31 protein-coding genes and 1 tRNA gene are annotated in these 26885 nt (G+C 61.0%); 28 read left to right on the forward strand and 4 right to left on the reverse strand.

The genetic code is table 11. The features are described from left to right. Genes FQ705_RS15680 through FQ705_RS15690 form a run of 3 tightly spaced genes read left to right on the forward strand, consistent with a single transcriptional unit; the run spans window position 1 to window position 3841 of the window. The gene (locus FQ705_RS15680) at window positions 1–2079 is read left to right on the forward strand and encodes a flagellar biosynthesis protein FlhA (RefSeq protein ID WP_144142618.1); all 2079 of its coding nucleotides are present in this window, start codon (window positions 1–3) and stop codon (window positions 2077–2079) included. 8 nt (window positions 2080–2087) lie between these two features. Then, window positions 2088–3416, forward strand: a complete 1329-nt coding sequence (locus tag FQ705_RS15685; RefSeq protein WP_260854534.1) for a FliI/YscN family ATPase — start codon at window positions 2088–2090, stop codon at window positions 3414–3416. Continuing rightward, window positions 3416–3841, forward strand: coding sequence for a hypothetical protein (locus FQ705_RS15690; protein ID WP_260854558.1), 426 nt, complete (start codon window positions 3416–3418; stop codon window positions 3839–3841). Before FQ705_RS15685 ends, FQ705_RS15690 begins: the two co-directional genes overlap by 1 nt. Window positions 3842–3989: 148 nt before the next feature. On the opposite strand, the gene FQ705_RS15695 is transcribed toward FQ705_RS15690, so the two are convergent. Beyond that, entirely contained in the window at window positions 3990–4853 is an 864-nt protein-coding gene (locus tag FQ705_RS15695) for a DUF1521 domain-containing protein (protein WP_144142622.1), read from the reverse strand. Between the two features lie 729 nt (window positions 4854–5582). On the opposite strand from FQ705_RS15695, the gene acs reads away from it, so the two are divergent. The 25 genes from acs to FQ705_RS15815 all read left to right on the forward strand — a co-directional run bounded on the left by acs (window position 5583) and on the right by FQ705_RS15815 (window position 25712). After that, window positions 5583–7565, forward strand: a complete 1983-nt coding sequence (gene acs, locus FQ705_RS15700) for an acetate--CoA ligase (RefSeq protein ID WP_144142624.1) — start codon at window positions 5583–5585, stop codon at window positions 7563–7565. An 82-nt stretch (window positions 7566–7647) separates the two neighbouring features. After that, window positions 7648–8055, forward strand: a complete 408-nt coding sequence (locus FQ705_RS15705) for a DUF4212 domain-containing protein (protein ID WP_144142626.1) — start codon at window positions 7648–7650, stop codon at window positions 8053–8055. Between the two features lie 4 nt (window positions 8056–8059). Next, the gene (locus FQ705_RS15710; protein WP_144142628.1) at window positions 8060–10078 is read left to right on the forward strand and encodes a sodium:solute symporter family protein; all 2019 of its coding nucleotides are present in this window, start codon (window positions 8060–8062) and stop codon (window positions 10076–10078) included. Window positions 10079–10138: 60 nt separating this feature from the next. Continuing rightward, window positions 10139–10229: transfer RNA gene (locus FQ705_RS15715), tRNA-Ser, on the forward strand. A 260-nt stretch (window positions 10230–10489) separates the two neighbouring features. Further along, window positions 10490–11728 (forward strand): tyrosine-type recombinase/integrase, encoded by a 1239-nt coding sequence (locus FQ705_RS15720; RefSeq protein ID WP_144142630.1) that lies wholly within the window; start codon window positions 10490–10492, stop codon window positions 11726–11728. An 80-nt stretch (window positions 11729–11808) separates the two neighbouring features. Continuing rightward, window positions 11809–12645 (forward strand): hypothetical protein, encoded by an 837-nt coding sequence (locus tag FQ705_RS15725; RefSeq protein ID WP_144142631.1) that lies wholly within the window; start codon window positions 11809–11811, stop codon window positions 12643–12645. A gap of 104 nt (window positions 12646–12749) precedes the next feature. Then, complete coding sequence (locus tag FQ705_RS15730; protein WP_144142633.1) at window positions 12750–12962, forward strand: helix-turn-helix transcriptional regulator; 213 nt, start codon at window positions 12750–12752, stop codon at window positions 12960–12962. After that, complete coding sequence (locus FQ705_RS15735; protein ID WP_144142635.1) at window positions 12959–13201, forward strand: transcriptional coactivator p15/PC4 family protein; 243 nt, start codon at window positions 12959–12961, stop codon at window positions 13199–13201. The genes FQ705_RS15730 and FQ705_RS15735 overlap by 4 nt, the downstream gene beginning before the upstream one ends. Before the next feature lie 273 nt (window positions 13202–13474). Continuing rightward, complete coding sequence (locus FQ705_RS15740; protein ID WP_313955673.1) at window positions 13475–13681, forward strand: XRE family transcriptional regulator; 207 nt, start codon at window positions 13475–13477, stop codon at window positions 13679–13681. Between the two features lie 116 nt (window positions 13682–13797). After that, the gene (locus FQ705_RS34100; protein ID WP_186307876.1) at window positions 13798–13953 is read left to right on the forward strand and encodes a hypothetical protein; all 156 of its coding nucleotides are present in this window, start codon (window positions 13798–13800) and stop codon (window positions 13951–13953) included. Next, the gene (locus FQ705_RS15745) at window positions 13950–14408 is read left to right on the forward strand and encodes a hypothetical protein (RefSeq protein ID WP_144142637.1); all 459 of its coding nucleotides are present in this window, start codon (window positions 13950–13952) and stop codon (window positions 14406–14408) included. Before FQ705_RS34100 ends, FQ705_RS15745 begins: the two co-directional genes overlap by 4 nt. After that, window positions 14401–14610: a hypothetical protein gene (locus FQ705_RS15750; RefSeq protein WP_144142639.1), complete on the forward strand. Its 210-nt coding sequence runs from the start codon at window positions 14401–14403 to the stop codon at window positions 14608–14610. Before FQ705_RS15745 ends, FQ705_RS15750 begins: the two co-directional genes overlap by 8 nt. After that, window positions 14603–14935: a hypothetical protein gene (locus FQ705_RS15755; protein WP_144142641.1), complete on the forward strand. Its 333-nt coding sequence runs from the start codon at window positions 14603–14605 to the stop codon at window positions 14933–14935. Before FQ705_RS15750 ends, FQ705_RS15755 begins: the two co-directional genes overlap by 8 nt. After that, entirely contained in the window at window positions 14932–15267 is a 336-nt protein-coding gene (locus FQ705_RS15760) for a hypothetical protein (protein ID WP_144142643.1), read from the forward strand. Before FQ705_RS15755 ends, FQ705_RS15760 begins: the two co-directional genes overlap by 4 nt. Beyond that, complete coding sequence (locus FQ705_RS15765) at window positions 15264–17996, forward strand: DUF927 domain-containing protein (protein WP_144142645.1); 2733 nt, start codon at window positions 15264–15266, stop codon at window positions 17994–17996. Before FQ705_RS15760 ends, FQ705_RS15765 begins: the two co-directional genes overlap by 4 nt. A 300-nt stretch (window positions 17997–18296) precedes the next feature. Beyond that, window positions 18297–18977, forward strand: a complete 681-nt coding sequence (locus tag FQ705_RS15770; protein WP_144142647.1) for a hypothetical protein — start codon at window positions 18297–18299, stop codon at window positions 18975–18977. A 200-nt stretch (window positions 18978–19177) separates the two neighbouring features. Next, a complete protein-coding gene (locus tag FQ705_RS15775; protein ID WP_144142648.1) occupies window positions 19178–20131 on the forward strand; it encodes a hypothetical protein in 954 nt (317 codons plus the stop codon). Between the two features lie 30 nt (window positions 20132–20161). After that, window positions 20162–20479 (forward strand): hypothetical protein, encoded by a 318-nt coding sequence (locus FQ705_RS15780; protein WP_144142649.1) that lies wholly within the window; start codon window positions 20162–20164, stop codon window positions 20477–20479. A 159-nt stretch (window positions 20480–20638) separates the two neighbouring features. Next, entirely contained in the window at window positions 20639–20944 is a 306-nt protein-coding gene (locus FQ705_RS15785) for a hypothetical protein (RefSeq protein WP_144142651.1), read from the forward strand. A 3-nt stretch (window positions 20945–20947) separates the two neighbouring features. Further along, window positions 20948–22291, forward strand: a complete 1344-nt coding sequence (locus FQ705_RS15790) for a hypothetical protein (protein ID WP_144142652.1) — start codon at window positions 20948–20950, stop codon at window positions 22289–22291. An 8-nt stretch (window positions 22292–22299) separates the two neighbouring features. Next, complete coding sequence (locus FQ705_RS15795; RefSeq protein ID WP_144142654.1) at window positions 22300–22506, forward strand: hypothetical protein; 207 nt, start codon at window positions 22300–22302, stop codon at window positions 22504–22506. 136 nt (window positions 22507–22642) lie between these two features. After that, window positions 22643–23737: a tyrosine-type recombinase/integrase gene (locus FQ705_RS15800; RefSeq protein WP_144142656.1), complete on the forward strand. Its 1095-nt coding sequence runs from the start codon at window positions 22643–22645 to the stop codon at window positions 23735–23737. A gap of 363 nt (window positions 23738–24100) precedes the next feature. Continuing rightward, window positions 24101–24733, forward strand: a complete 633-nt coding sequence (locus tag FQ705_RS15805) for a hypothetical protein (protein WP_144142658.1) — start codon at window positions 24101–24103, stop codon at window positions 24731–24733. A 58-nt stretch (window positions 24734–24791) separates the two neighbouring features. After that, complete coding sequence (locus FQ705_RS15810) at window positions 24792–25061, forward strand: hypothetical protein (protein ID WP_144142660.1); 270 nt, start codon at window positions 24792–24794, stop codon at window positions 25059–25061. 87 nt (window positions 25062–25148) lie between these two features. Beyond that, window positions 25149–25712: a hypothetical protein gene (locus tag FQ705_RS15815; protein ID WP_144142662.1), complete on the forward strand. Its 564-nt coding sequence runs from the start codon at window positions 25149–25151 to the stop codon at window positions 25710–25712. Window positions 25713–25737: 25 nt separating this feature from the next. On the opposite strand, the gene FQ705_RS15820 is transcribed toward FQ705_RS15815, so the two are convergent. The 3 genes from FQ705_RS15820 to FQ705_RS15830 all read right to left on the reverse strand — a co-directional run bounded on the left by FQ705_RS15820 (window position 25738) and on the right by FQ705_RS15830 (window position 26881). After that, a complete protein-coding gene (locus FQ705_RS15820; RefSeq protein ID WP_144142664.1) occupies window positions 25738–26199 on the reverse strand; it encodes a hypothetical protein in 462 nt (153 codons plus the stop codon). A 121-nt stretch (window positions 26200–26320) separates the two neighbouring features. After that, window positions 26321–26524 carry a DUF4224 domain-containing protein gene (locus FQ705_RS15825; RefSeq protein ID WP_144142666.1) on the reverse strand — a complete coding sequence of 68 codons (204 nt, stop codon included), beginning with the start codon at window positions 26522–26524 and terminating at the stop codon, window positions 26321–26323. A 60-nt stretch (window positions 26525–26584) separates the two neighbouring features. Next, complete coding sequence (locus FQ705_RS15830; protein ID WP_260854535.1) at window positions 26585–26881, reverse strand: hypothetical protein; 297 nt, start codon at window positions 26879–26881, stop codon at window positions 26585–26587. Between the last annotated feature and the right edge of the window lie 4 nt (window positions 26882–26885).

Genomic DNA, 26885 nt, shown 5'->3' on the forward strand with positions numbered 1-26885 from the left:
ATGTCGAACCGTTCCTTCCTGAGCCGCTACGATCTGTCGGCCTTCTTTGCGCGCCATGCCGACCTCGCCGTCGCGCTCGGCCTGCTGGCCGTGCTCGCGTTACTGATCGTGCCGGTGCCTCCGTTCGTGCTCGATCTGTTCATCTGCGTGAGTTTTGCTGCCAGTCTGACGATGCTGACCACCACGCTATATGTCTCGAAGGCCGCGGAACTCGCGAGTTTTCCCTCGCTGCTGCTGATTACCACGTTGCTGCGCCTCTCCCTGGCGATTGCTTCGACCAGGATGATTCTGCTGCACGCGCATGCCGGTCAGATCATCGGCGCGTTCGGTGAGATGGTGGTGGGCGGCAACGTCGCGGTCGGCCTCGTGGTCTTCATCGTGCTCGCGGCAATCCAGTTCATCGTGGTGGCGAAGGGCGCGGACCGGGTGGCCGAAGTGGCGGCGCGCTTCACGCTCGACGGCATTCCGGGGCGTCAGATGAGCATCGACGCCGATCTGCGCAGCGGCGTGATCGCGGCCCCGCAGGCGAGCCGCCTGCGCGCGGCGCTCGAACGCGAAACGTACTTCTACGGCTCGCTCGACGGCGCCATGAAATTCGTCAAGGGCGATGCGGTAGCGGGGCTCGTCGTCGCGCTGGTGAATATCGTCGGCGGGCTCGCGGTCGGCATTGCGCAGCGCGGCATGTCGTTCGGCGACGCGCTGCATGCGTACACGATTCTCACGGTTGGCGACGGTCTGGTGTCGCAGATTCCGTCGCTGATCGTGTCGGTGTCGGCCGGCATTCTGGTGACGCGCGTGGCGTCGGCCGACCAGCCGGACACCCATCTGGGCGGCGACATCTACCGGCAACTGGCCGGGCATCCGAAAGCGATCGGCATGGCCGGCGTCGCGTGCTGTTCGCTGGCGGCGATGCCGGGATTTCCGCACCTGCAGTTTGTGCTTGCGGGCGGACTGTTGCTGGCGCTGGCGCTCACGTTGATGCGTAACGCCGCGCTTGCGACCAACTCGCAGCGGGCAGTGATGCCGGAGATGACGCGCGACGGCGGCCACTACGTCCCGCGTATTCTCGACGACGTCGAACTGGGCACGAGTGCGTCGCTGCGACTGCGGCTCGGCCTGCAGGCATTCGACGCGTTGCGGCCCGAGGCGCTGAATCGTCAACTCGGTTTATTGCGGCGGCGTCTGATGGTCGAACTGGGTGTGCCGTTCCCCGGTCTTGCACTGTTGCGCGATGCGCGGCTCGCGCCCGAAGCCTACATCGTCGATATCGAGGACGTGCCGTATGCGAGCGGCACGCTGCTCGCCGCGCACACCTTGCTCAGCGGCGACGCGGGTCGTATCACCTTCGAGGGCGTGGCGGGCTATCGGCCGCGCGCGCCGAAATCGGTGTGGATGGCGAACGCGGCGGCAGCTTCGGTCGACGATCCGGCGATCAGTAAGGCGAGCGCCGACGAAGCGCTATGCGAGCACCTCGGAGAAGTGTGCGAACGCTCGGCGGCCGATTTCCTCGGCACCCAGGAAACGCGCTTTCTGCTCGATCAACTGGCGATCGAATTTCGCGAGCTGGTTGCGCAGGCAGGGCAGGCGGTGAGCACGGTGCAACTGGCGGGCGTGCTGCGGCAACTGCTGCAGCAGCACGTGCCGGTCCGTAATCTGCGGGCGATTCTCGAAGCGGTGGTACGGGTGCCGGCCGGTGAGCGCACCACCGACCGCATGGTGCGGGAGGCGCGCATCCAGTTGGGGCGGCAGATTGCACGCCTGCACGCCGACCTCGAGACCTGGACGATCGACGCAGCAGTGCTGGAGCCGGGTTGGGAAGCGAGTCTCGAAGCGCAGATTCGCAGCGGCGTCGACGGCGAACCGCTGTGCGTGTTGTCTGCTGACGAACTCGAACGCGCCCAGCAGATCTTTGCCGCGGAGCTGGACGGGATAAGTCTCGTCGTGACGAATGCGGTGTTGCGTCCGCACCTCGCGCGTCTGCTGCACGACTTTGGGCGAAACATCGAGGTACTCGCCATCGAAGAAATTCCGCTGGATGTCTACCGGATCAGGACCATCGCGACCTTGGGCGCGGATTGAAGGAGAGCATGATGAAATCGTCGGGACCGGGCGTGCCCAGGTTTTCGTCCGCGCCCACCTTGCGCGGTCGGGTGGTCGAAGCGCGCGGTGTGATTGCGCGTGTGGTGGGCGTGTCGTTGCGCATCGGCGAGAAAGTGCAGCTGGTGCGACCCGATACGCGGGAGGCACAGTATGGCGAGGTGGTTGGTTTCGCGCACGATGGCGCCTTGGTGATGCCGCTTGCCGGTCTGGCCGGACTGTCGGATATCACCGAGGCACAGGGCTGCGGCTCGACGTGGGGTGGTGTCGACGCAGTGGGCCTGCTCGGGCGTGTCGTGGACGGTCTCGGCAAGCCGCTCGACGGCGGTCCGCCGCCGCCATCGTCGCAGGGTGCGGCTGGCAGTCACGAGGGCACGGCGGCGTGGCTCAATCCGCTCGACCGTCCGGTCATCACGACGCCGTTCGTCACCGGCGTGCGTGCGATCGATGGTCTGCTGACTTGCGGCGTCGGCCAGCGGACCGGCATTTTTGCGTCGGCCGGCGGCGGCAAGAGCACGATCATGGGGATGATCGCCAACGGTGCATCGACCGACGCCGTGGTGGTCGCATTGATCGGCGAACGTGGCCGCGAGGTGGGCGAATTCATCCACGACCATCTGGCGCGGCGGCGTGCTTCGACAGTCGTGATCGCGGCGACTTCGGATCGTCCGGCCGCCGAGCGCATCAAGGCGGCGGAACTCGCGTCGCAGGTCGCGGTGGACTTGCGCGCGCAGGGTCGCAATGTGCTCCTGCTGTTCGACTCGCTGACACGTTACGCGCGTGCCTTGCGCGAACTCGGCCTCGCGGTGGGCGAACCGCCGTTGCGCGGCGGCTTTCCGCCGAGCGTGTTCGCGCGCCTGCCGCGTCTGATCGAAGCGGCTGGCGTGAACGCGCAAGGCAGCATCACCGCCTTCTATACGGTACTCGCGGATGAGACCGATCTGTCGGACCCGGTTGCGGAAGAAGCGCGGTCGCTGCTGGACGGACATATCCAGTTGTCGTCGAAGCTGGGTGCGAGCGGCCACTATCCGGCCATCGACGTTCTGCGCAGCCGCAGCCGCTTGATGAACCGCGTCGCGGACGCGCCGCAGCGCGCCGATGCTAACCGCGTGCGCGACTGGCTGGCGCGCTATGAAGAGATCGAGATGCTGTTGCAGATCGGCGAATACGAACGGGGTCACGATCTCGAGACCGATCTCGCCATCGACCGGCGCGGTGCGATCCAGGCGTTCTTGCGTCAACCGCACGATCGTTGCAGCGAGTGGGACGAGACGCGCGCGTTGCTGCAGGCATTGTGTGCTCACGGACGCGCCGCGTGATGCGGGGCGCGGCGCGAGAGGCGGAGTTCTGGCGGCTGCTCACGCGGGTGCGGGGTGTGCGCGTACGCCGCCGGCTGCGCGGGCTGGCCGATGCGCGTCGGCGGGAGCGGCAGGCGGCGGACGCGGTGGCTCGGCAGTTCGAGGCGCTGGAACAGCACGCGCAGCGACGGTCGAGCGTGCTCGCGTGGTGCCGGCGTGACGTGCGCGCCCGCGCGCAATGGCATGCCACGCTGCGGGGCCACGACGCGTTAATGCCCGGTTTGCAGAGGCTGTTGAGCGAGGCGCGGCACTTGCACGCGGCGGCGCGCGAGGCGGCGGGGGAGGCGCTGCGGGCGTGGCAGATCGAGCAGGCGCGGCATGATGACGCGAAAGATCGTTGGCGAGCCGCCGTTGCGCGGCGAAGAGCGCTGAGCATCGAGCATTGAGTTTCGAAGCTCGGGCTTTGGGTCTCAAGCTTCAAACGCGGCGGTCGCTAGCAGGCATTCCAGATGCCGCGCATCCATCGGCGCATGAATGCGCGGCGTCTAATGAGGACAACAACGTGCGCCGTTATCCCCGCGCGATGTGCCGCGCTTACGCGGCTTTCTTGAGGTCGTCCGCGGTCGGCTGCTTGCCGGTGGCCGGATCGACCCAGCCCGTACCGTTGCGCGCGGCCACTACGGTGTAGCCGTCCGGTGTGGCGGCGTCGAGCGTGCGGCCGTCGTTGCTTTTCTGCACGTTGAGGCCGGCCTTGTTTTCCTGACTCAAACCCGTGACCTGATAGGCCTGATTGCCGCGTGTGATCGTCACCTTATCCGCGTACGACACCGACGGATTGTTCTTAGCCGCCTGGGTGCTGACGGTGACCTTGGTATTGTCCGGCAGCATGAAGGTCATCGGACCGTTGAACATGGCCGAGGTCTTGTTGCCGCTGTTGGCATGCTGCACGAGATGCGGATCGCCGTAGATGTTCGTCGTGTCGCCGGTCTTCTTGTCGGTCAGCAGCATCGACGAGTCGCCTTTGCTGAAGTCGAGCTTGTAGTCTCCCAGGTCGATGCTGGATTTGTTGCCGGAGACGGGCGTGTTGCTCCATTGCGTTGCGTCGACCCGGCCCGAGTCGTTGCAGCCGCAACGCGGGTCCGGTGCCGGCGGCGTGCGGCTCGCGCAACGGTCGTCGCGTCCGGAACCGGGCGGCATCGGGTTGATGCCCTGACTTCGGGTGCTGATCGTTCCCTGCGCGATGAACGGCGTGCTCCGGCCATTCATCGTGGTTTGGCCCTGGACCGAGAACGAGGTCTTTGAGAAACCACTCACCGTGTTCGCCATCTGGTTCGACGGATTGCGCGGGTTGCCGAACGCCGGGGCGTTCGAGCGCGGTGACGATGCGCCGCCGAACGGCGTGGTCGTGTAAGTCTGGTGTGAGTTGAACGAAAGCTGCGTTTGCATCGTTGCTTGCATGTCGAGATTCCTGAGGTTTCGAAAGTCCGCTTGAAAAAAGCCGGAGCCGCGCGGCCGACGGTGTTGGGTTTGGCCCGGCTGTACAAATAGTAAAGAGATCGGTGATTAGTACGGCGTACTTATGTATAGAAGTGAAGTAGACCCACAGATCGCCGACCGCTCACCATCGGACATCGCTATAAATGTGACCTCGTGACGCGTCTGCGCTGTTGCAATGGACCGGCACTTTTCCGGGGCGACAGGTGTTCGGCGAAAGCCGATTTAGAATCTTCAGATAGACAAGTGACGATGCACGGCAACGCGAACCAGCCGGAACGAACTCCATGTTGACGCCGCCGGCGCCAAGGCGTGCCTGGTAGCGTAACCGTGTAGCAAGCCTCAGGCGGCGAGTGCGTCTGGAAGCCTGATCGGCGCTACGCCTGCCGTCGCCGCCGCAAAGCTAACGGCACGAGCAACCTGCGCTTTACGGGTTAACACCAGTTTTTCCGCGAGCACACGCATCGACTCCGGTATAACCCGGATGCCGATCGCGTGCGCGCCCGCTGGACGCGGCTCCTTGCGGTGTGATTCATGACATTGCCAGAGCGCATCAGCTAACATGACAGTCGCGAATACCTTGCGACGACCTGCCGCGCCAGGCGCATGTAAGTGACAGGTAAGTTGCACGCTCTATCTTGGCAGCACGCCATGGCATAGGTTTTACGTTTCATCTTCACCAAGGGGTTGTCGATGTCTGCGATTGAATCGGTTCTTCAGGAACGCCGCGTTTTCCCGCCCTCCGCTGAAGCAGCGGCTGGCGCCGCGATCTCCGGCATGGACGCGTACCGGGCGCTCGCCGCCGAAGCGGAACGCGATTACGAAGGTTTCTGGGGGCGCCTCGCCCGCGAGACGCTTAGCTGGAACAAGCCCTTCACCAAGGTGCTCGACGAATCGAACGCACCGTTCTACACGTGGTTCGAAGACGGCCAGCTGAATGCGTCGTACAACAGCATCGACCGTCACGTGGAAGCCGGCAACGGCGAGCGCGTCGCGATCATTTTCGAAGCCGACGACGGCACCATTACCAACGTCACGTATCAGGATCTGCTGCAACGTGTGTCGCGCTTCGCGAACGCGCTGAAAAAGCGTGGCGTGAAGAAGGGCGACCGCGTGGTGATCTACATGCCGATGTCGATCGAAGGCATCGTCGCCATGCAGGCGTGCGCGCGGATCGGCGCCACGCACTCGGTGGTGTTCGGCGGCTTCTCGTCGAAGTCGCTCAATGAGCGCCTGGTCGACGTGGGCGCGGTCGCACTCGTCACCTCGGACGAACAGATGCGCGGCGGCAAGGCGCTGCCGCTCAAGAACATCGCCGACGAAGCCATCGCCATGGGCGGTTGCGAAGCGGTCAGGAGCGTGATCGTGTATCGGCGCACGGGCGGCAAGATTGCGTGGCACGACGACCGCGATCTGTGGATGCACGAACTCACGCAAGCCGAATCGGATCAGTGCGCGCCCGAGTGGGTCGGCGCCGAGCATCCGCTGTTCATTCTTTACACGTCGGGCTCGACAGGCAAGCCGAAGGGCGTGCAGCACAGCACCGGCGGTTATCTGCTGTGGGCCGCGCAGACCATGAAGTGGACCTTCGACTGGAAGCCGACCGACGTCTTCTGGTGTACCGCCGACATCGGCTGGATCACGGGGCATAGCTACATCACGTACGGCCCGCTGACGATCGGCGGCACCCAGGTCGTGTTCGAAGGCGTGCCGACTTATCCGAACGCCGGCCGCTTCTGGGACATGATCGCCAGGCACAAGGTGTCGCTGTTCTATACGGCGCCGACTGCGATCCGCTCGCTGATCAAGGCCGCCGAGGCCGATCAGAAAGTGCATCCGAAGAGCTATGACCTGTCGACGCTGCGCATCATCGGCACCGTCGGCGAGCCGATCAATCCGGAAGCATGGGTGTGGTATCACGAGAACGTCGGCGGCGGCCGCTGCCCGATCGTCGATACGTGGTGGCAAACCGAAACCGGTGGTCACATGATTACGCCGCTGCCGGGCGCCACGCCGCTCGTGCCGGGTTCGTGCACCTTGCCGTTGCCGGGCATCATGGCTGCGGTCGTCGACGAAACCGGCCAGGACGTGCCGAACGGGCAGGGCGGCATTCTGGTGGTGAAGCGTCCGTGGCCGTCGATGCTGCGCAATGTGTGGGGCGATCCGGAGCGCTACAAGAAGAGTTATTTCCCCGAAGAACTCGGCGGCAAGCTGTACCTCGCCGGCGACGGCGCGGTGCGCGACAAGGACACGGCCAACTTTACGATCATGGGCCGCATCGACGATGTGCTCAACGTGTCGGGCCACCGCCTCGGCACAATGGAGATCGAGTCGGCGCTGGTGTCCAATCCGATCGTCGCGGAAGCCGCCGTGGTGGGTCGTCCCGATGCCACGACCGGTGAGGCGGTCTGCGCCTTCGTCGTGCTCAAGCGCGCGCGTCCGGAAGGCGAAGAAGCGGTAAAGCTCGCCAACGAATTGCGCGCCTGGGTCGCCAAGGAAATCGGTCCGATCGCGAAACCCAAGGACATCCGTTTCGGCGAGAACCTGCCGAAGACGCGTTCGGGCAAGATCATGCGTCGCCTGCTGCGCTCGCTCGCGAAGGGCGAGGAAATCACCCAGGACGTCTCCACGCTGGAGAACCCGGCGATTCTCGATCAGCTCGGCGAGTCGCTGTAAGTCCGGCTCGAACCATGCAAGCCGAAGCCACCGCGCGGACAATCCCGATTGCCTGCCCGGTGGCTTTTTGATACATAGGCGCATGGCCGCGCCTCACCACTCCCCTCACGCTACGCTCAATCCCGCGCCCGAACCGCCTCCGGTCTCGGCTGCGATGGCGCGCGCGCATCAGCGGTACTGGCGTTTCAACCTCGTGCTGATCGCCACGTTGATGGCCTTGGGCTTCGTCACATCGTTCGTTTTTCCGCTGCTGGCGCCGGCGCTCACGCGGGTGCGGATCGGCGGATTCAGTCTGCCGTTCTATGTCGGCGCGCAGGGCGCGATCCTGCTTTATGTGGCGCTTATCGTCGTCTACATCGTGTTGATGCAGGGCGCCGATCGACGGCTGCAACGTGCTTTCGACGCCGATGCGAAGGCGCATGCGGATACGGATGCGGATACGGATGCGGATACGGATGCCCACGCCGATGTCATCGAACGCGGACGCTGAGCCGATGAAACTCACGAACCGCCTGATCCGTTCCTACGCGCTCTATACGCTCGGCTTCCTGTTCTTCATCTACGTGATGTGGCGCATCGAGCGCGCGACGGGGCCTGGCGTGTGGATCGGTTACGTTTTCCTGTTCGTGCCGATCGCGGTATATGCGGTGATCGGCTTGCTCTCGCGGACCTCCGATCTGGTCGAATACTACGTGGCGGGGCGGCGCGTGCCGTCGGTCTTCAACGGCATGGCGACGGCGGCCGACTGGCTTTCGGCGGCCTCGTTCATCGGGCTTGCCGGTTCGATCTATGCCACCGGATACGACGGTCTCGCGTATCTGATGGGCTGGACCGGAGGCTACTGCCTCGTGGCGTTCCTGCTCGCGCCGTACGTGCGCAAGCTCGCGCGCTACACGATTCCCGATTTTCTCGGCACGCGATTTTCGAGCAATGCGGTGCGCGGACTCGCTGCGCTGGCGGCGGTCCTGTGTTCGTTCGTCTATCTGGTCGCGCAGATTCAAGGCGTGGGACTGATCGCGACGCGTTTCATCGGCGTGGACTTCGCCGTCGGCATTTTCTGCGGACTCGCCGGCATTCTGGTGTGCTCGTTTCTCGGCGGTATGCGTGCCGTGACATGGACGCAGGTGGCGCAATACATCATCCTGATTGCGGCGATCCTGATTCCGGTGTCGATGATCGCGCACAAGGACGGCCTCGGCTGGGTGCCGCAATTCAATTACGGTCGTTTGATGGAGCGTGTCGAAGGACTCGAGAAGCAGGTGCGCGACGCGCCGCTCGAGCAGACCGTGCGCGACGACTATCGACGCCGTGCCGACCTGATGCAGATGCGCATCGACACGCTGCCGCAATCGTTCGTCGATGAAAAGCTGCGGCTCATGCAGGAGGTGGCCGATCTGCGCCGGCACAATGGGCCGCTGCGCGAGATCAAGGAACGCGAGAAAGCGCTCGAACAGTTTCCTCGCGATGCCGCCGCCGCGCAGAGCGTCTGGACCCAACGCCGCGACGAAATGTTGAGCCGTGCTGCCGCGCCGGTGCCGATGCACGAACCGTTTCCCGCCTCGAACGATGAAGACCGGCGTACTCACGAGCGTAATTTTCTATCGCTGCTGTTGTGTCTGTCGCTCGGCACGGCGAGCTTGCCGCACATCCTGACGCGTTACAACACGACGACCTCGGTGGCTTCCGCGCGCCGCTCGGTGGGGTGGACGCTGTTCTTCGTCGCACTGTTCTATTTGACGGTGCCCGTGCTGGCCGTGCTGATCAAGTACGAGATGCTGACCAATCTGGTGGGCCATCACTTTTCCGATCTGCCGCAGTGGTTGATGCAATGGCGCAAGGTCGAGCCGAGCCTGATCAGTCTGGCCGATACGAATGGCGATGGCATCGTGCGCTGGAGCGAGATCCAGATGCAGCCGGATATGGTGGTGCTGGCAGCGCCCGAGATTGCGGGCTTGCCGTACGTCATGTCGGGATTGATCGCGGCGGGCGCGCTGGCCGCCGCGCTCTCGACCGCGGACGGCTTGCTGCTCACGATCGCGAATGCTTTGTCGCACGATGTCTACTACCACATGGTCGATCCGAATGCGTCGAGTCAACGACGCGTGACGATATCGAAGATTCTGTTGCTAGGGGTGGCGCTGTTTGCGTCGTATGTGGCGTCGCTGAACACGGGCAATATTCTGTTTCTGGTGGGCGCCGCGTTTTCGCTCGCGGCCTCGAGTCTGTTCCCGGTGCTGGTGCTGGGCGTGTTCTGGAAGCGCACCACGCGGCTGGGCGCGGTGGCGGGCATGCTGGCGGGGTTGTCGGTGTGCATCTATTACATCGTCTCGACTTACCCGTTCTTCACGCAGCTGACGGGTTTCGCGGGGGAGCGCTGGTTCGGGATCGAGGCGATCAGTTCAGGAGTGTTCGGCGTGCCGGCGGGTTTTCTGGTGGCGATCGTCGTGAGCCTGATCGACCGGAAACCGGATGCTTATACGACCGCGCTGGTGGACTATATCCGGCATCCTTAGACGTGTTTGCGCATGGGTCTGGCGCTCGGCGCGAAGTTTGCTATAATTCGGCTCCCCGCCGGAGAGATGGATGAGCGGTTTAAGTCGCACGCCTGGAAAGCGTGTATAGGTTAATAACCTATCCGGGGTTCGAATCCCCGTCTCTCCGCCAGGGCACCCCTCTGGAGCAATCCTGAACCGTCCGGTTCAATCGCCCAAACCCTTATCGAACAGGGCTTGCAGGGCAAAATCCCAAAATGAAATAGTCCGGAATGATTGCGTTCAGTCCGGTTTAGTCGTAAAGTTTTTGGTGGGTCGGTCGGTGGGTGGGCGCTTTTCGAGTGCTGTCCGCAGATACTTTCTGCGCCTCCTCCGCCGAACCCAGCAGAGCCCCGTCTGACGGGCCTTTCCGGCGAAAAGTTCGATTCATCCATGCCAAAAACGGCGAAAGAGATTGGCGCGCTGGCAGTGTCCCGCCTATCTGTTCCGGGGCGTCACACGGTCGGGAAAGTGGCGGGTCTCGCGCTGCAGATTACGCCGAGTGGCGCCCGTTCGTGGGTGCTTCGCGTTACCGTGGGCGAGCGACGACGTGAGATCGGGCTCGGTGCTTATCCGGGTATATCACTGAAGGAAGCCCAAGCGAAGGCGCAGGCCGCGCGCGATGAGATCGTTGCTGGCACTGACCCAGTTATGGCGCGCAAAGAAGCTGCCAGCCGGCTGCGCGCGGAGCAGGCGCTCGAGGTGACTTTCGAGGAGGCGGCGAAGCGGTTTATCAAAGCGAAAGCGCCCGAGTGGCGCAACGCGAAGCACGCTACGCAATGGACCAATACGCTGACGACTTACGCCTATCCCGTCATGGGGAATCTGTTGGTCCGACACGTCGATCGATCGCACGTGGTCGAGGTGCTCGAGCCGATCTGGACTACCAAAACGGAAACGGCATCCCGTGTGCGCGGCCGCGTTGAGGCAGTTCTCGACTGGGCTCGGGTAAATGGGTTAAGGGAGAACGGGATCAATCCCGCCGCATGGCGCGGCAACCTGGAAAAGCTGCTTTCCAAACCGAATAAAACGAAGCGAGTGCGGCACCACCCCGCGTTGCCGATCGAGCAGATGGGCAACTTCATGGTGACTCTTCGCGCGATGGGTAGCGTCAGCGCCCGGTGTCTCGAATTTGCGATATTGACGGCCGCTCGATCTGGGGAGGCGCGCGGCGCCGTGTGGACCGAAATCGATCTCAAGAAGGCAATCTGGTCGATACCTGGGCCGCGAATGAAAATGCAGCGAGAGCATCGCGTACCGTTGTCGCCGGCCGCCGTGAAACTCCTGAAGTCCATTGAGCGAGAAGACGACGTCGACCTGATTTTCCGGAATCAACGGTCGGGAAGCGCGCTCAGCGATATGGCGCTGCTCGAGTTGATGCGTGGGCAGAAGCTCGAGGCGACTCCTCACGGATTTCGATCGACGTTTCGAGATTGGGCAGGGGAGCACACCAACTATCCACGCGAGCTGGCAGAAGTCGCGCTGGCGCACATCAAGGGCGACGCGACCGAGGCGGCGTACTGGCGCAGCGACGTGCTGGAAAAGCGCCGGCGCATGATGACTGACTGGGCCGAATTCATCGCCAAGCCGATCGGAGCCGGGGACGCGCTACCGATCAACAAGACGGCATGACAGCCTTGCCGCAGGTTAGCCGTATGTGCCAACGAATGCGGCTAACTTCGTTCTCAATTTCGGTTATGTAGGGGCTTGCGGTGAAGGCACCAAAAAAATTCAAACGCTGGTATTCAGTCTCGGAAGCGGCGACCACACTCAGTCAGCTTTTCGAGGAGCCTATAAGCCAAGATGACGTTTTGGAACAGATCTTTAGTGGTGAGATGCCGGCATGGTGGGATGTCAGCGGCCGCTATGCCGTCGCGATGTACCCCGTCTGTCACTACTTTTCTGACCCGACGCAGAATCCCCTCTACGACTATTTTCCTGAGGCTTCTGAAGAGAGGTTGCAGTGGCTTCGAGCCGGTACGCTTGACTACAATTCCGAAGACTCCATAGAGGTTTTACATGGACTTCATCGCATCGCAGTGCTGGATCGTTCTGACTTGATAGTTGCTCCGATTGGGGAGCACGAGGCAAAAACAGAATACGTGCACGGGGTGCTTGTGTTTGATGAAGATGGCGAATCGGTTCTGCGAATAGTGCGGCGCAAGTCACCATCAGATTCGTTTTCTTATAAATCGAAGGACTACGTGAATATCACGAGTGGTGAATTTCCCGATCATTCTGAGTTTCGCATTGCTGCTTCCGACATCCACGCTGCGCTGAACGAGATCCCAGTCCATGCTGAAGGAGACTCTCCGCAAAAGCTTACTGACGCCGAACGGGACAAACTGCTTAAGCAGATCGCCGCTCTTGCGCTCGTGCTGGCAGAGAAGGGCGGAAAATACACTAGGGGTGGAAAACCCAACGTTAGCCAGATTGCCGCCGCGATAGGCGAGGTGATCGAAGCGCTGCCCGATGCGGACAGGAATGGACTAAAGAGCTCGAGCGTTCGAGACAGCATAAGCGCTGGGTTGACTTTGCTGGCCTCCTGATTTGCCGCTGGCAACTACTTTTGCCATGTGGCAAATAACCGTCGAAGTTAGCAATAGATTTCGTATCGACCCGTCCAATACCGGACGCCTCAGAGTCGATACGGATGAAAACAGCAAGCACCCTCAGGAACTTTGACGACCTACCAAATGCGGCAGGCGTCGATGTCAAAACGGTGGCCGCGCTCTGCGGCTGTAGCTCTTCAACGGTTTGGGAACGCGCTAAGCGCGGCGCCCTGCCCAAGCCAATTAAGATTGGCGGCAATGCGCGCTGGAACGTTGGCGAACTGCGCAAGATCTTGCTGAGAGAACCGGCATGACCGCCAACGCGACCGCTTCCTTTCTGGACATCCGCAAGAGCGACAGCGAGCGTCTGCGCGTCACCATCTCCGAGTACCGCGGCCGCTCGTTCATCGACCTTCGGGTCTGGTATGTGACGGAGTCCGGCGAGTTCAAACCCGGCCGTGCCGGCATCACGCTGCGACCCGATCAGATTCCAGAGATCACGCAGGGACTGCTGCTCGCGTCACGCGCGATCGATCCGAAGGGAGCGAACTGATGCTCCGCGTCTCAGAACATTGGCGACTTGCAATTGGTGTCCCAGCGCACATTCCGCGTTATAGACAGATTGACGTACGGGATCGCTTGACCGAAGGTACCCAAAGGGCCTACCATGGTCGTATGGGCTACGCAGTGTGCGCGGCCCGATTCTCCGAAAGGAAGCCCCTCATGAAGACCCTTCTTCGTGCGCTCAATTGCGCCTCAAAAAAACATGATCAATTACACTCCGCCGACTCCGGAGGACCTTCTCAAATTGAAGTCGGAACTCGGCATGAGCAGCACCGAAATGGCGGAGTTGTTCGGCGTCTCGACGGGGCGCCAGTGGCGCAAGTACACCTCATCGACCGAGCAGCGCGACATGGGGATGCACATGCTCTTCTTCGCGATTGCCCAGTTGGAGCTCGATCCGGAGACAATGGAACGAGTTCTTGCAAGGATGCGAGCGATCGGCGCGACAATCGAGATCAACAAGCCGTAAAGCGCGGGTATCTCGGCCGCCAGCCTCTCCAGAATACTCTCGGCGAACGCTACCCGCTGTTCACATACGCGGGCCGCAACGCTGCAGATCTCTGGCTCGTCGGCGCACAGATCAGTATGGGCGAGTATCGCGATCTTCGCTTTAATGCGTTGGTCAACAGCAATGCAGACCTGCCCAACGATGCCGCACGCCGCAAAGCATTCAACGATGCGTTTGCAGATCAAATTGCGCTGTCGATCGCCCGTCAGTTCAGCGGGGAGGCATCGCGATGAGCAAGGCAGTTATCAACAGCGAAACCTGGCGTGATCGCTCCGCTTCACATTCAACGCATGGCAGTCGTCGCGGCACCAATCTTTTGGGTTGGGATTCAATCGTCCTCGAGGTGCTGTCGCTCGAGCACCAGCGCGAAAGTTTGCTCCTAGCCCTGCGCTCAACAGAGCAGCTGCGTGCAACGCTTGATCCTGAGTCGGTCGAGTACGACCGTGCAGGCGGCCGCATTGCCTACATCAGTCATCAACTGAGCGAAATCAAGGCAAAGGGTGTTGTGGCAAAGCGGTATCAGAATCTGAGCGACCATCTCATCAAGATTTTCAAAGAGCGCGTCACGCGTGCCGAATGGAAACACATTGTCGCTGAAGCGCAGCGTCAGCACGGAAGCCAAGAATGTCTGGGCGAACTGCAGGTGTTGTTCGGTAACTCCGAAGCGGCAGAGGTAAGCCATGCATAAGCCGAATGAACTGGACCGCATGCGCCTTTCCGCGATCGGAGCCAAAGCCCAGCAGCTCGAAGCGCTACTCAACATGTGCTACGGCGCCGGCTTTGAGCAGTTCAACTGCCTCATCAAAGAATTGCAGGATTCTGCGCTTGAATTGGCGGCCGAGCTCGCCGGCGAGATCAATCGCATCGCTCGCGGGGCAGAGCATGCCTGAGAAAATCGACACAACGACTGAGCCGATCGACCTCAAAGACATCGTATTCCGTGTCGACAAGGCCAGTGGCCTGTTCGCTCACGCCGCGCAATCTTTCGCGGACATGTGCGCGATCTTCGAGGCGATCAGGGCTGCGGCGCCCGCCGGTTCTTTGCCCGCGCGACTCGCCCAGCTCGGCGTCAACAATTGCGAAACCCACGAAAGCGATTTCACTGAGTGGATGGAAGACTACGGCGCCCACGCTGAAAGCTATTCGGCTGCACTGCCCAACCATCCGTTTCGGCGTTTGCATGGCGCTGAGGACTCCTCACAGGGAGACGCATGAATATTCACCCGAAACTAATTATGTACATCGACGGCGAAGCACATGTCAGCGGCGCGGGCATCCTCATTTTGTCGGCGAGCGCCAGGCACGACAGTTCGATCGCTTTGGCACTTGACGCACGGGAGCGCGCTCAAAAGACGATCGATGCGCTGCTCAGCGCGGCACGCACAGGAGGCTTTACGCAAGGGGATGTTCTCGAAACGATGTTGTCGACAGACCGCGAATCGGATCGTGTCGTCGATCTTGCCATCCGCGCCGTCGACCATATCGGCGGGACGGCCGCGTTTCTTGCGGCTCTCGAACGTGCAGGCTTCGACCCGGAGGCAACATGAGCACTGTCCTCGATGAGCGTGCTGAGGTAGAGGCCGCACTGTTTTGTATCCCATCAACGGTTCCCCGCGACGTATGGTGGCGGCTCGCTGCGGCGTTAAAGCATACCTTCGGTGACGAAGGGTTCGATTTGTTCAGGCGCTGGAGCCAGGGAAGCGAGTCGTTCGTCGAAGCCGATGCACGAGATACGTGGAAGTCTCTCAGCATCGACGGAGGCATTACCGCCGGGACACTGTTTTCGATCGCGCGGGAATACGGACATCACCGGTCGAACTCTCGCCGAGTTGTCGTTTCGACTGTCGAACTCGAGCAGCGCAGAAATGAACGGGAAGCCGCGGCGAAAGCGGATGCGAACAAGCGCTCAATCGCAGCCCGCGAAGCCGCCACACTCACGCTCGCCGTTTGGCAGAAGGCTCTGGCCGCGCTCGCCGACCATCCGTATCTCGTGAAGAAGGGGCTATCGCCGACCAGCGCTCTGCGCGAAATGCCGGTAGAGAAACTCGCGAAGCTGATTGGCTATACGCCGGCGGCATCCGGAGAGCGACTTGTCGGGCGGATACTGATCGCCCCGGTCGAGGTCGACGGCGCCCTATCCACGATCGAGATGATCGATGAGTCCGGCCGGAAAGCAGCGCTCAAAGGCGGCATCAAATCGGCTGGCTTCTGGAGTACAGCTCCGTTGGACGGCGCGCGTAAAATTCTTGTTGCCGAGGGCATTGCAACGGCTATGTCAGCGGCAGCATGCACCGGCCTGCCGGCGGTCGCCGCGCTCTCCTGCGGCAACCTGCGTAAGGCGTGCGAATCGCTCGGCCGGATGTACATGAATGCTTCCCTGACGGTGTTGGCCGATCTAGGCAACGGCGAGGCCGACGCGCGCAAAGCTGCTGAAGCGGTCGGAGCGTCTCTTGCAGTACCGACCTTCGGTGGCAAGACCTCGGATCAATCGACAGACTTTAACGACATGCATCTCTATCGCGGCGCCGCGATGGTAAAAAACGCGATTGAGGCGGCGCAGCCTTGCGGCTTTCCCGGCCTGGAAGACCGGCCCTGCTACCGCGTGTATGAGGGGGCGCTGGAGATTGACGGCCGGAAGGTCAAGCCGGGCGTTTACTGGCACAGCTCCAAAGCCGAAAAGAACGATGCTCCGCCCGTTCTCGTCGACAAGTGGATCGCCACGCCGTTGCGAATTCTCGCCACCACGAGCAACGGCGAGGACGCAGAGTATGGGCGCCTGCTTGAAATCCGTTCGCCTGCCGGGAAGTGGAAGAAGTGGGCAATGCCGATGTCGATGCTGGCCGGCGACGGTAGCGAGGCGCGCGGCGTGTTGCTGAGCGAGGGTCTGGTATTCGATCTGAACGACCGCAACGCAATTTTGCGGTATGTCGCGGCCCAGATACCCAGCGTTCGTATGCGAGCAGCCAGCGTGACTGGCTGGAATCGAGATGCCTTTGTGCTACCGCACACCGTCATCGGAGCCGACGACATCTGGTTTCAGGCCTCCGGCCGCACGGCACCCTACGCGACGGCTGGAAGTTTCGACGACTGGAAGGATTTGGCAGCGCTCGCGAGCGGAAATTCGCTTCTCATGCTTGCCCTGTCAGCAGCGATGGCGGGCCCTTTGCTCGGTCCTCTCAACATTGAGGGGGCAGGCATCCACATCTATGGCGATTCGTCGACAGGTAAAACTACGGCGGAGATCGCTGCGGTGAGCGTTTGGGGTGGACCGCATTTCAAGCGGACATGGCGGGCGACCGCCAACGGCCTGGAAGGCGCTGGGACACTGCACTCGGACACGCTTCTGGCGCTCGATGAGCTGGGCGAGATCGACCCAAAAAGCCTTTACGAAGCCGCATACGCGCTGATCAACGGTACAGGGAAAACGCGAGCAAATCGGCACGGCGAAGCGAAGGCTGCTGCGCGTTGGCGTGTGCTGCTGCTGTCGACAGGCGAACTGACTATCGCGGCGCGGATGATTGCGGGCGGATTTGAGGCGAAAGCAGGCCAGGAGTTGCGGATTCTCGACGTGCCGGTTCAGGAACGCTATGGGCTTTTCGAAGACCTGCACGACCGCGCCTCCGGAAGCGCGCTGTCAGACGAGATCCGCAACAAGTCTGCGCAACACTACGGCCATGCCGGTCCAATGTTTGTCGAGGCGCTGATTCTGGCGCTGCGCGACGGCCTGCCCCTTGCCGATGAGCTGCATGCGATTACCGAGCGAATGAACGCAACAGAAGGTCAGGAACGGCGCGCGGCGCGCACGTTCGCGCTGTGCGGCCTGGCAGGCGAACTGGCCGCCCGATGGAATGTTGTTCCGTGGGCCGCCGGAGAAGCAACGAACTCAGCGGCGCACGCGTTCGGCATCTGGCGCAAGCGGCGCGGTGCATCAGGGGGCAGTTCGGAACACGGCGCCATCTTGCGTGCCGTCTCTGACTTTATCGACCGTCATTCGGACAGCCGCTTTTCGAATATCGAGGGCAGCGCCGACACAATCCGCGACCGTGCTGGCTACTGGAAGCAGGACGGATCACGCCGACTCTATCTGTTCACTTCAGTGGGGTTGCGCGAGGCGAGCAAGGGATTCGATTTGCTCCGGGTTACCTCGGCGCTTCACAAGGCTGGTGCGCTCGCCGCTACCGATCTGGACAAGCGTTCAAAAAAGACGCGAGACCCAACAGGCCGATCCGTGTCTCTGTACCACATCGACCCGGAAGCTCTCGACAGCGACAGATGACTGAGCGGTTTAGTTTTAACAGGGAACAGAGGGAACATAGGGAACACGCCTACAGATAAGGCTTTGCCCGTTCCCTATGGATGGTGTGGCAGGGAACAGAGGGAACATGGAATCTGCTGCTTGGTTAGTTCCCGCTGTTCCCCGTTCAAAGCTCGACTGGGAACGGGGGGACCCTTGCTGAATAAGGAGTTCCCTCAGTTCCCTCCGTTCCCTGACCTTATAGCCCAATGCACGCGTGCGTCGGTGTAGGTAGCAGTCCTCGCCGAACGTAGGCACGACCAGATAGACGTGAGGACCCCCATGAACTTTTACACCCTTCGAGAGGCGGCGGCAGCCATTGCCGCCGAACTGCATCCGGACGACGACGACAATCGAGCCGGTTCGGCCGCCCGCTACGCCAACATCATCTATGGGAAGCTATGCGACGGCCAATTGATCGGCAGAGATCCGAGCGACCGCGATCCTATTGATCCCAACCGGCTGGGCGCCGTCATCGCCTTCCATGGCTGCATCATTAACGAATCCGACCTCAATGGCTGGCTTGCGCGGCTCGGTAACGGCGTGCAAATAAGCGGTTCAGCCACGCAGAGGGAAGACTGCGCCCCTGAAATCGTCGACCGCGAAGATTTGGGTGTCGCCAATGCTCCTTCACATCGACCGACTAGCGCGCAACTGGCAGCGGCGCTTGGCCCGTTCCTGCAAGACGGCCGCGAAAGCGACTGGCTCAAGCGTGTGCTCACCGAAGTCGGCCGCACCCACAAGCGACTGCAGAAATTTCGAACGCTCATCGACAGCGGCAGAACAGCAATTTGGGATGTGGGCGGCGTAGTTTTGCATCTGTACGGCGAGAAGTACCTGACCGAACGATCCGCACGAGCTTTCCTCGAACAGAATTACCCAAACGATCTTTACGTGACCGAGCACATGGATGTATCAACTGGCGCGTCGGCAGCCGCCACCTGGTTCCCGACCGCTACTTAAGCAGTGAGACTTCAGACTCAGCGCCCCGCTTGCCATTTGGCAACGGGGCGCTTTCTTTTCTGCGGTGACCGTACTGTCACCGTACGGTCGCGCAGTCACGATTACCGTACTTACACTCCTCTCATGACTCGGCAATTCGTCGAGTTCAGTCACCCGGGAGTCGCGGGTCTCGTCGCCCCGATAAAACCGTACGGAAGACCATGAAACGCACAAACCAGATTGCAAGCAACGCAGAAGCCACCAAAAGCGCCGAACCGCTTGTCGACGCCGACGCGATCAATGAACTCAACGAGTTGCTCTCGCAACGCCGCAAACTCGACGACGCGGTCGATGAGGCTCCCGGGCAGATCGCGGCAGCTGAGCGCGAGCTATCGGGTCTGCGCGCGGATCTGGCCGCGCGGGAAGCCGACGTCGTATTCGTTGATGACTCGAAGCTTGCCGCCCTCCAGAAGGAGATCGCAAAGCTCGCCGATGCCGTCGACGCGAAGGATCTCGCCGTTCGCCGGCTGAAGGCCCGTGTCGAAGCTCTTGAGGCTCGCGCCCCGGAACTGGACTCGAAGATCGATCTGGCGATCGGGTTCGTGCGCGTCGATGCCAACATGGCGGCGCAGGACGTCCAAGCGGAACTGGCGGAGGAACTCCGCAGCGCGGTCGCAAAGGCTCAGGTGATCTACGCGAAGGTCCGCGCCCTACAGCGTCTTGTGCCGATGGATCGAACGAGCGACTTTCTCATCAGCGCCTACGTGCCGGATCTTGAGAGCTGCATGCGTGTCAATACCGGCACCGGGCACTATGACGCGGCGCCCAACCTCCTTGCGGCGGCGACTGATGAAACGAAGGCGGCCGAGGCCGAACTGGCCGAGCTGATGAAGCCGATTACGGACGCGGTCCACGCGGGGCGTAAGCATCGGCCCTATGTGCCGCTTTCGAGGCGTCAGCCCTACATCATCAAGGGATCAAACGAAGGCATCGGCGGCAAACCCGAGGCACCGCCAGTGAGAGTCGTCGAGCAACCCGCCTTCAAGGGGTATCGAATCGACGGGGAATACCAAGTCAAGGGCGACCAAAGCGGTGTCCGGACTCGCCAGGCTGCCGCAACCGAGATGGACATGGGCCGAGCAATCATGCATGCCGCCGATTCTGCACGACAGTAACGCTGTATCTCTTCAACAAGGAAAAGCACCATGGCAACGCAAACGTCCGCAGCAAAAGAGAAGCTGGTAACCGCAGTGGTCCGCAAGGGCACCGTCTATACGGAGGCCACAACGAACAAAGGCTGGGATCACACCCTGAACAAAGAGATCGATGTCACGAAGGCCGCCGGCGCGCGCGGCCCGGGCGAAATCGTTCAGTTGCCGTCCGCCGAAGTCGAGCGCCTGACGCGCCTGGGCTTCCTCGGCGATGTCGAAGATGACGAAGCCCCGCTTGCACCCGACACGTCCGTGAGCATGCTCAAGCTGCTCGATCGATCCGAAGTAGGTTTTGCCCGCAAGTCGGTTTGATTCATCTGGACAAGATCAAGCGCCAATAAAACGGCACCCCAGCCGGCGGTGGGTAAAAACACCGGCAACTGCGTGACGCTCATGGAAGCGGGTTCCTCTCCGGGCTTTGGGCCGGCCAACCCCGCGGCGGGCACGCAGTAACACCGAACAGGACTACTAATGGCAGCAATCCTCGATCGGCGCTATCGCGCACAAAGGAGAAATCGGATGGATGCAGATAACGAGTTGGCCGACGATCAGGAAATCGCGACCGAACGTCGGATAGGAGGTCCGCTTCACTGTCGCAATCCGGGAGCCAACGATACGACGTCAACGCAATGCACCCGCGTCGGCGAAAGCCGCACCGGCCTCCTTCGAATGGGTGACCCAATGGAGACCGGATGTCTGAGAGCTGGCGATCCATGCGCGACGGCCTTCGATCAACTGCCCGAAACCAAGCAACCCACCGCAAAGCAAGGAGATTAAACGATGTTTCAAGTTGATGAGGCTACTGCTTCGCCGACGTTGCCAACGCCGGTTGCCGCTGGCACGCAAGGATTCTTCACGAACGGCAACCCGGCCACCGGAATAGCCGCCACAATTCTGGATGCCGACTTTCTCAACATGGTCCAGCAAGAGTTGATCAATGTCGTAACGGCAGTAGGCCTGACACCGAGCAAGACAACCTACAACCAGGTGCTAGGCGCGATCAAGCGACTCGGTCAGAACACGGTTGTTTTAGCTGACACTGGCGCGGTCAATGCATACGCCGCGGCAAACGCGGTTCCCCTCGTTGCCGGTGCGTCGCCGACTTGGGTTGACGGTGTCGTGCAAGCGGTGAAGATCGCCCACACGAACACAGGCGCTTCGACGTATGCGCCCGATGGGTTGACCGCGATTCCAATCTACGGATTGGGGCTCCAGCCGCTTCAAGGCGGCGAACTGCTGCTCAACAGCACTGCGATCCTCATGCATTTGACGGTCGCGGGCGTGAACGGCGGCAATCCAGTCTGTGTGCTGATGGAATGCGCGGGGGGTACACAGCAGGTTCCTCCCGCGTCGGCCAGCCAGCACGCGGCGCAATTGGGTCAAGTTTCTGGGGTTGTCGGCCAAGTCCGGAACCTCACGTTCAACCTCACCGCGGCCAGCGCGACAGGCACCATCTCGGCCGACGAGATTGTCGTCGAGACCACGCTCGGCGGTCTGCGCTACTGTCTAGGCGGCTTCGGGCAGACAATCAATCTCGCCACGACTGGAGCGGGCGGGATGGATACCGGCACAGCGCCGGTCTCGGGTTATGTCGCTATCTACGCGATCTACAACCCGACAACGAGTGCGCGTGCGCTCTTGGCTACGAACGCATCGGCAGCGTCGGCGCCCAATATTTACGCGGGAGCGCTACCGTCGGGCTATACGGCAAGTGCACTGGTTTCCGTGCGCGCGACCACTGCGGCGGCCCTGTTCGCAGTGGCCTCGCAGCGTGACCGCGTCGTTAGCTTTCCGTTGATTGCCGTTCTCAATACCACGACCGCAGGCACCAACGTCAGCTTGAATGTCGCGACTGCCGCGCCGAAGAATGCGATCTCAGTGTCGGGGCAGTTGACAGCTGCGACCAACACTGGCTCTGGCGACGTGCAAACCATCGTCGCTTCTGACACGAATGCGAGCGGCGCGCAATCCGGCGGTGGCTATTCGACCGGCGCGGCGATCGGCTATGGGAACTTCAAAGACCTGCAGATCGTTGTTGCGTTGCAGACGATCTATTACAGCCTTACGGCCGTCAATGGGTCCGCGTGGACATGGGGTGTTTTCATCAACGGCTATACCTTTTAAGGACACGTATGACAACGGTAAATGTTCAGTTTTCGGATAACACGGAAACCACAGTAATCTCGTTTTTCGGCGGCCCTCAAGACGCGGATGTCTTTCCGAATCAAGGGGCGCTCGATACGAGTGATCCGCGCTGGGAGACCTACTACAAAACCGCCTATCCGAACGGTGCACCGTCATTCTGCAACATCCCGGCGCCTAGTAAAGATGGCGGGTGACCGCAGAAGCCATACATACACGCGATGAAGATGGAGGATTGCGGGCCTTGGCACCGTGCCGATGGCGCCGATCCTCCACGAGCGAAGCATCCTAAACAGATCAACCGGCCTTCTCTACTGTCAGCAACATCGACCAATGACCCACAGCATGTTCCGCGTCGGCAAGGTCTGGCACTACCGCTTCCAGATAAACGGGGTGCGCGTGCAGCGTTCCACTCGGGAGACGGTGAAACACCTCGCAGAAACGATCGCGAACCGGGCATACCGGCACGCCAAAACATGGGCGCGTGGCGCCGAGCCGGTCCCGACATTGCATGAGCTAGTTCGGCAGTGGATCGCGGCGCACGAATCTATTGTGAGCCCCGCATACATCAGGATCGTTGAGACATTTGGACGCTTGCACCTGTATCAGCTTGCCGACGTGATGGCCGACGAATTGTCAACGCAACTGGTGGAGGCGGCCATGCTCGATCATCGCAGGCATCACGCGCCTGTCACGGTCAATCACTGGTTGACCATCCTGAAAGTCGTCTGCAAATGGGCTGTGCGTCGCAAGGTGATGCCGGAAGTCCCGTGGTCGGTGAAGCCGCTTAAGGTCCAGAAGAAGCCGCGCGCGACCCTCCCCGTCAACCGGGCAACACAGTGGATTGAAGCGATCGACGCTTACGCCGCACATCGGCCAGAAATTCAGCTAGCGGTCCGGATGATGTTCGGGCTCGGACTCCGCGAATCGGAGGTCATCACCGCACGTTGGGAGTGGATCGACTGGGAGCGCCGGACATATACGCCAGGTGTCACCAAAGGGCGTGAGGCCGACCCGGTTCCGATTCCCCGATGGCTGGTTGACCATCTGACGTCCCAGCGGAGATCGAGCGGTCTGATCGTGCATGGCGCCAATGGCAAGCCCCTTGTATCGGGTTTCGCGCGTCGTGCTATGCGGGCAGCCAACGCGACCTGTGAGATCCATGGACTCACTCCGCATCGACTTCGCGGCACATATGCGACCTTGCTCAGCGAGCGGGGTTTGCCCATCCAGACGATCCAGCGCGTCATGCGTCACAAAGACCCCATGACAACGATGCGCTACCTCGAAGCGAATCTGTCGTCAGCGGTCCATGCTCAAGCGTCAATTGCTCGACTCGCCGGCCTGCAATGCGAATCGAAACATGGTGGCGAAGAAGTGGCGAACGACCTTGAGCAAACCCCCGTGGAATATGGCCCGCACAAATAGCCTGAGTTGTCCGTACGCAATGGCGAGATCGAGGGCCTCAGAAGGGCTGTTCGACCATCCGGCCCCCCGGTTTGACGCCTTACAAATCGTCAGGGTCCCTCTGTGGCCCTTCGTGCACTGCGCGGACGATAACCCCCGAGTTCTCTGCAGCTGTGAAGTTTTGAAATTTGCTTAACAGAATGGCTCATAGCGAAACTCTATCGCTTAACAGAAACGGCTCGCGCCCTTTCCCGGCAAGCCCTTTCGGTTGTTAAGCGAGGACAAGATCCACTTAACAGAAGTGTTAAGCAAATCGCCGCCGGCGGCACAAGCCGCTCATTTTGTTAAGCGCGGACGGGTCAATTACCGACTCTGGACAAGAAAATGACACTTATGAAGCAATCGGAATTCGCCGAACTCTGCAAGGTTTCGCGAGCCGCCGTGACGAACTGGCGGAACGCTGGTGAGCTGGTCATGGCAGGCACGCTGGTCGATGTCGAGGCAACGCACACCAGAATGCTCCGGCACCGGAAAGGGGGCTCGCCGATGACCGGCTTGCGCGTAGGTGGCGTCCTGCTTGGCGCTGCCGATTCGGCCGATGTGACAGTGCCGCCTGACGCAGCGCCCGTAACTGCACTTGAGAAATTGATCCGCCCCGGCGAATCCGCGGAGCAGGCCGTTGCCCGCCTCGCGTCTCAGGGGCCCGACGAGATGAGCTTCGACGAGGCACGTCGGCTGAAGGAATACTGGCTGATGCGGCTGAACGAACTTGAGTACGACCAGAAGTCTCGCCGGGTGGCACTGATTGAGGACGTAGCCGCGTTGGTAGGGATGCAGTTCGCAAGCGTGCGTACCCGATTGCGAGCAATTGGCCCAAACTACGGACCGCAGTTGGCTCGCCTCAAGACTCCCGAGCAGGCTTCCGCCTTCATCAGTGAGGTCATCGATCAGGCGCTTGAAGAGTTGACTGCCGACCGCGACGATATGCAGTGGGAACTGCACGCCGACGCATCTTAACGACCAGCACCCTTCCACTGAAGCATCTGCCAACCCTTAGACATCGAGAAAAATACACATGACGACCATTCCGAACGACGACACAAACGACAAATCAGCGTACCAGCCCGAACCCGTCGAAACCGCTGGTGCCGTTGCATTCAAGGCAGCTCTGGCTCAAGCTCGCAAAGACGGATTCGCTATCACACCCGCTGATCGCGAGCACATGCGTCTTCGGGCAATTCCTCTCGGCCTTGCTGATCGCCTAGCGCAAATGAGCGACCCAGCCGCCATCGCTGCAGTTTTGCTGCAAGCGATCAATAAAGCCTTGGATAGCAGCAAGGACTAGGGCCTCGCATTCCATCCCCGCGGCGACGGCAGAGGAGCAGCACCGCTCCTCTGTTTTTGCGAACCACACCTAACCACCGGTGATTCTATGGCTCTTGTCAAACAATCCGAGTTTGCGGAACTGTGCGGCGTTTCACGGCCGGCTGTGTTCAACTGGAAAAAGGAAGGCAAGCTTGTGATGCGGGGCGATCTTGTCGATGTCGACGCTTCACTTGCGCAGCTCGGGCGCGTTCGCAAAGGCGGATCTCCAGTATCTGAGCTACCGGGGATGCCCAAGGTGGTAGAGATAGCACTCGAGCCCGGCGAGACGGTTGACGATGCCGCCCAACGCCTCGTCGGCGAGATTGATGTCGATGCCACCAGCTTCGACGAGGCACGGCGCATCAAAGAGGTCTATCTCGCGCTGCTCAATCGACTTGAGTTCGAGCAAAAGTCGGGGGCGCTCATTGATTTGGAACTTGCCACGTCGATCCTATTCGAGACCGCCCGCGCGGCGCGCGACGCCTGGCTAAACTGGCCAGCCAAGTTTGCACCCCTGATCGCCTCGGAGCTTGGCGTCGAGGCGGACAAGGTGACGGACGTGCTGACCGGGTACGTGCATCGGCAGATCAGTGCGCTCGGCGAACCGCAAGCCGATTTCTCGGAGCGCTGAGACCCAATTTCCGGACAGCCGTAATTCAGGGCGCGAAAGCAATCTTTACAAAGGGGACGATACCAACTATGAAGCTGATCGCGGAAGCCGTCCCGATTGCACCGGCAACTTTAAAGCCAATTCTCCCGGCACTTACATCCTCGAATAGTTTTTCGGCTGTACGCTTCTGCTGGTCGAATTCGGTGATTCGCTTGCCAATCTCGCGCGATCTAGCTTGATACGCCAGGGTGTTGATATGCATGTCCAGTACCGCTAGGAGCAGACCAACGGTGAATGCGATGCTCGGAATCGAACCGATCTTAGTCGTGCTGTTGCTGGCATAAAGAGTGGCCGCCCCCGCTAGGCCAGCGCCATTTATAAAGGCCAAGTGTTTGACCGTTTCGAACGACCAGGTGGTCTGCTGGAGAATCATTTCTCTGCGCCACTCTAGTGCGAGGGATCGAATGGCTTTATGTTGATCGACCGCTTCCCTTATTTTCTCGTGCATATGCGTCTTCGTGCCGTAGTTGAGATTTCTTCCGTGTTGTTCGCGACCGTTACGGTCGCCCCTACCGACAGCTTCGTAGCGTAGCCATCCGAATACCAAGTGGCCCGCGCGTCAAAGGCAGCTACAGTGCAATTTTCCATTTCGGAGACGTCTTCCTGCGCTCCTCCGGACGGCCGTTCACCTGCTCCCACGTGATCATTGGGTGACCGTCTACCTTGCGCGGCGCCTTGATGCCCATTTGCCTCTCGATCCACCTCAACTGAGCGGCCCCCTGACGAAGGCCGCCCGTCAGCAGTACAAGTTCATCGTTTGTCAAAATTGTCATCGATCCGCCTCCGGTCAGAGCCTGGGTGACGATATGGCCACCGTGTGACCGTATCGTCTCCTATTGCTCGATATACATCCGCCATTCAGGGAACTGCTCGAAGAAGCTCTCGCTGACGTACACGAGATAGAGGATGGGCGAGCTCAGGTTAGTCGTCATACCGGGCTCGTTCGCGATTGTAAGGCGAGGGTCGACACCGCTGGAACTAGCCCAAGCGGTGAGGTCATCTGCGAAATCGGGAGCTTCCTCACGCGGCACACGCAATCTCATCGGCTTCATGGTGTTCCCTTCGATATAGGACGTCTGAGCGGACATAATACAAAAATGAGCTGAATCGCGGCCGATGGCGAGGAGCATGCCC

Source organism: Paraburkholderia sp. BCC1884 (assembly GCF_900996225.1).
Taxonomy (GTDB): Bacteria; Pseudomonadota; Gammaproteobacteria; order Burkholderiales; family Burkholderiaceae; genus Paraburkholderia.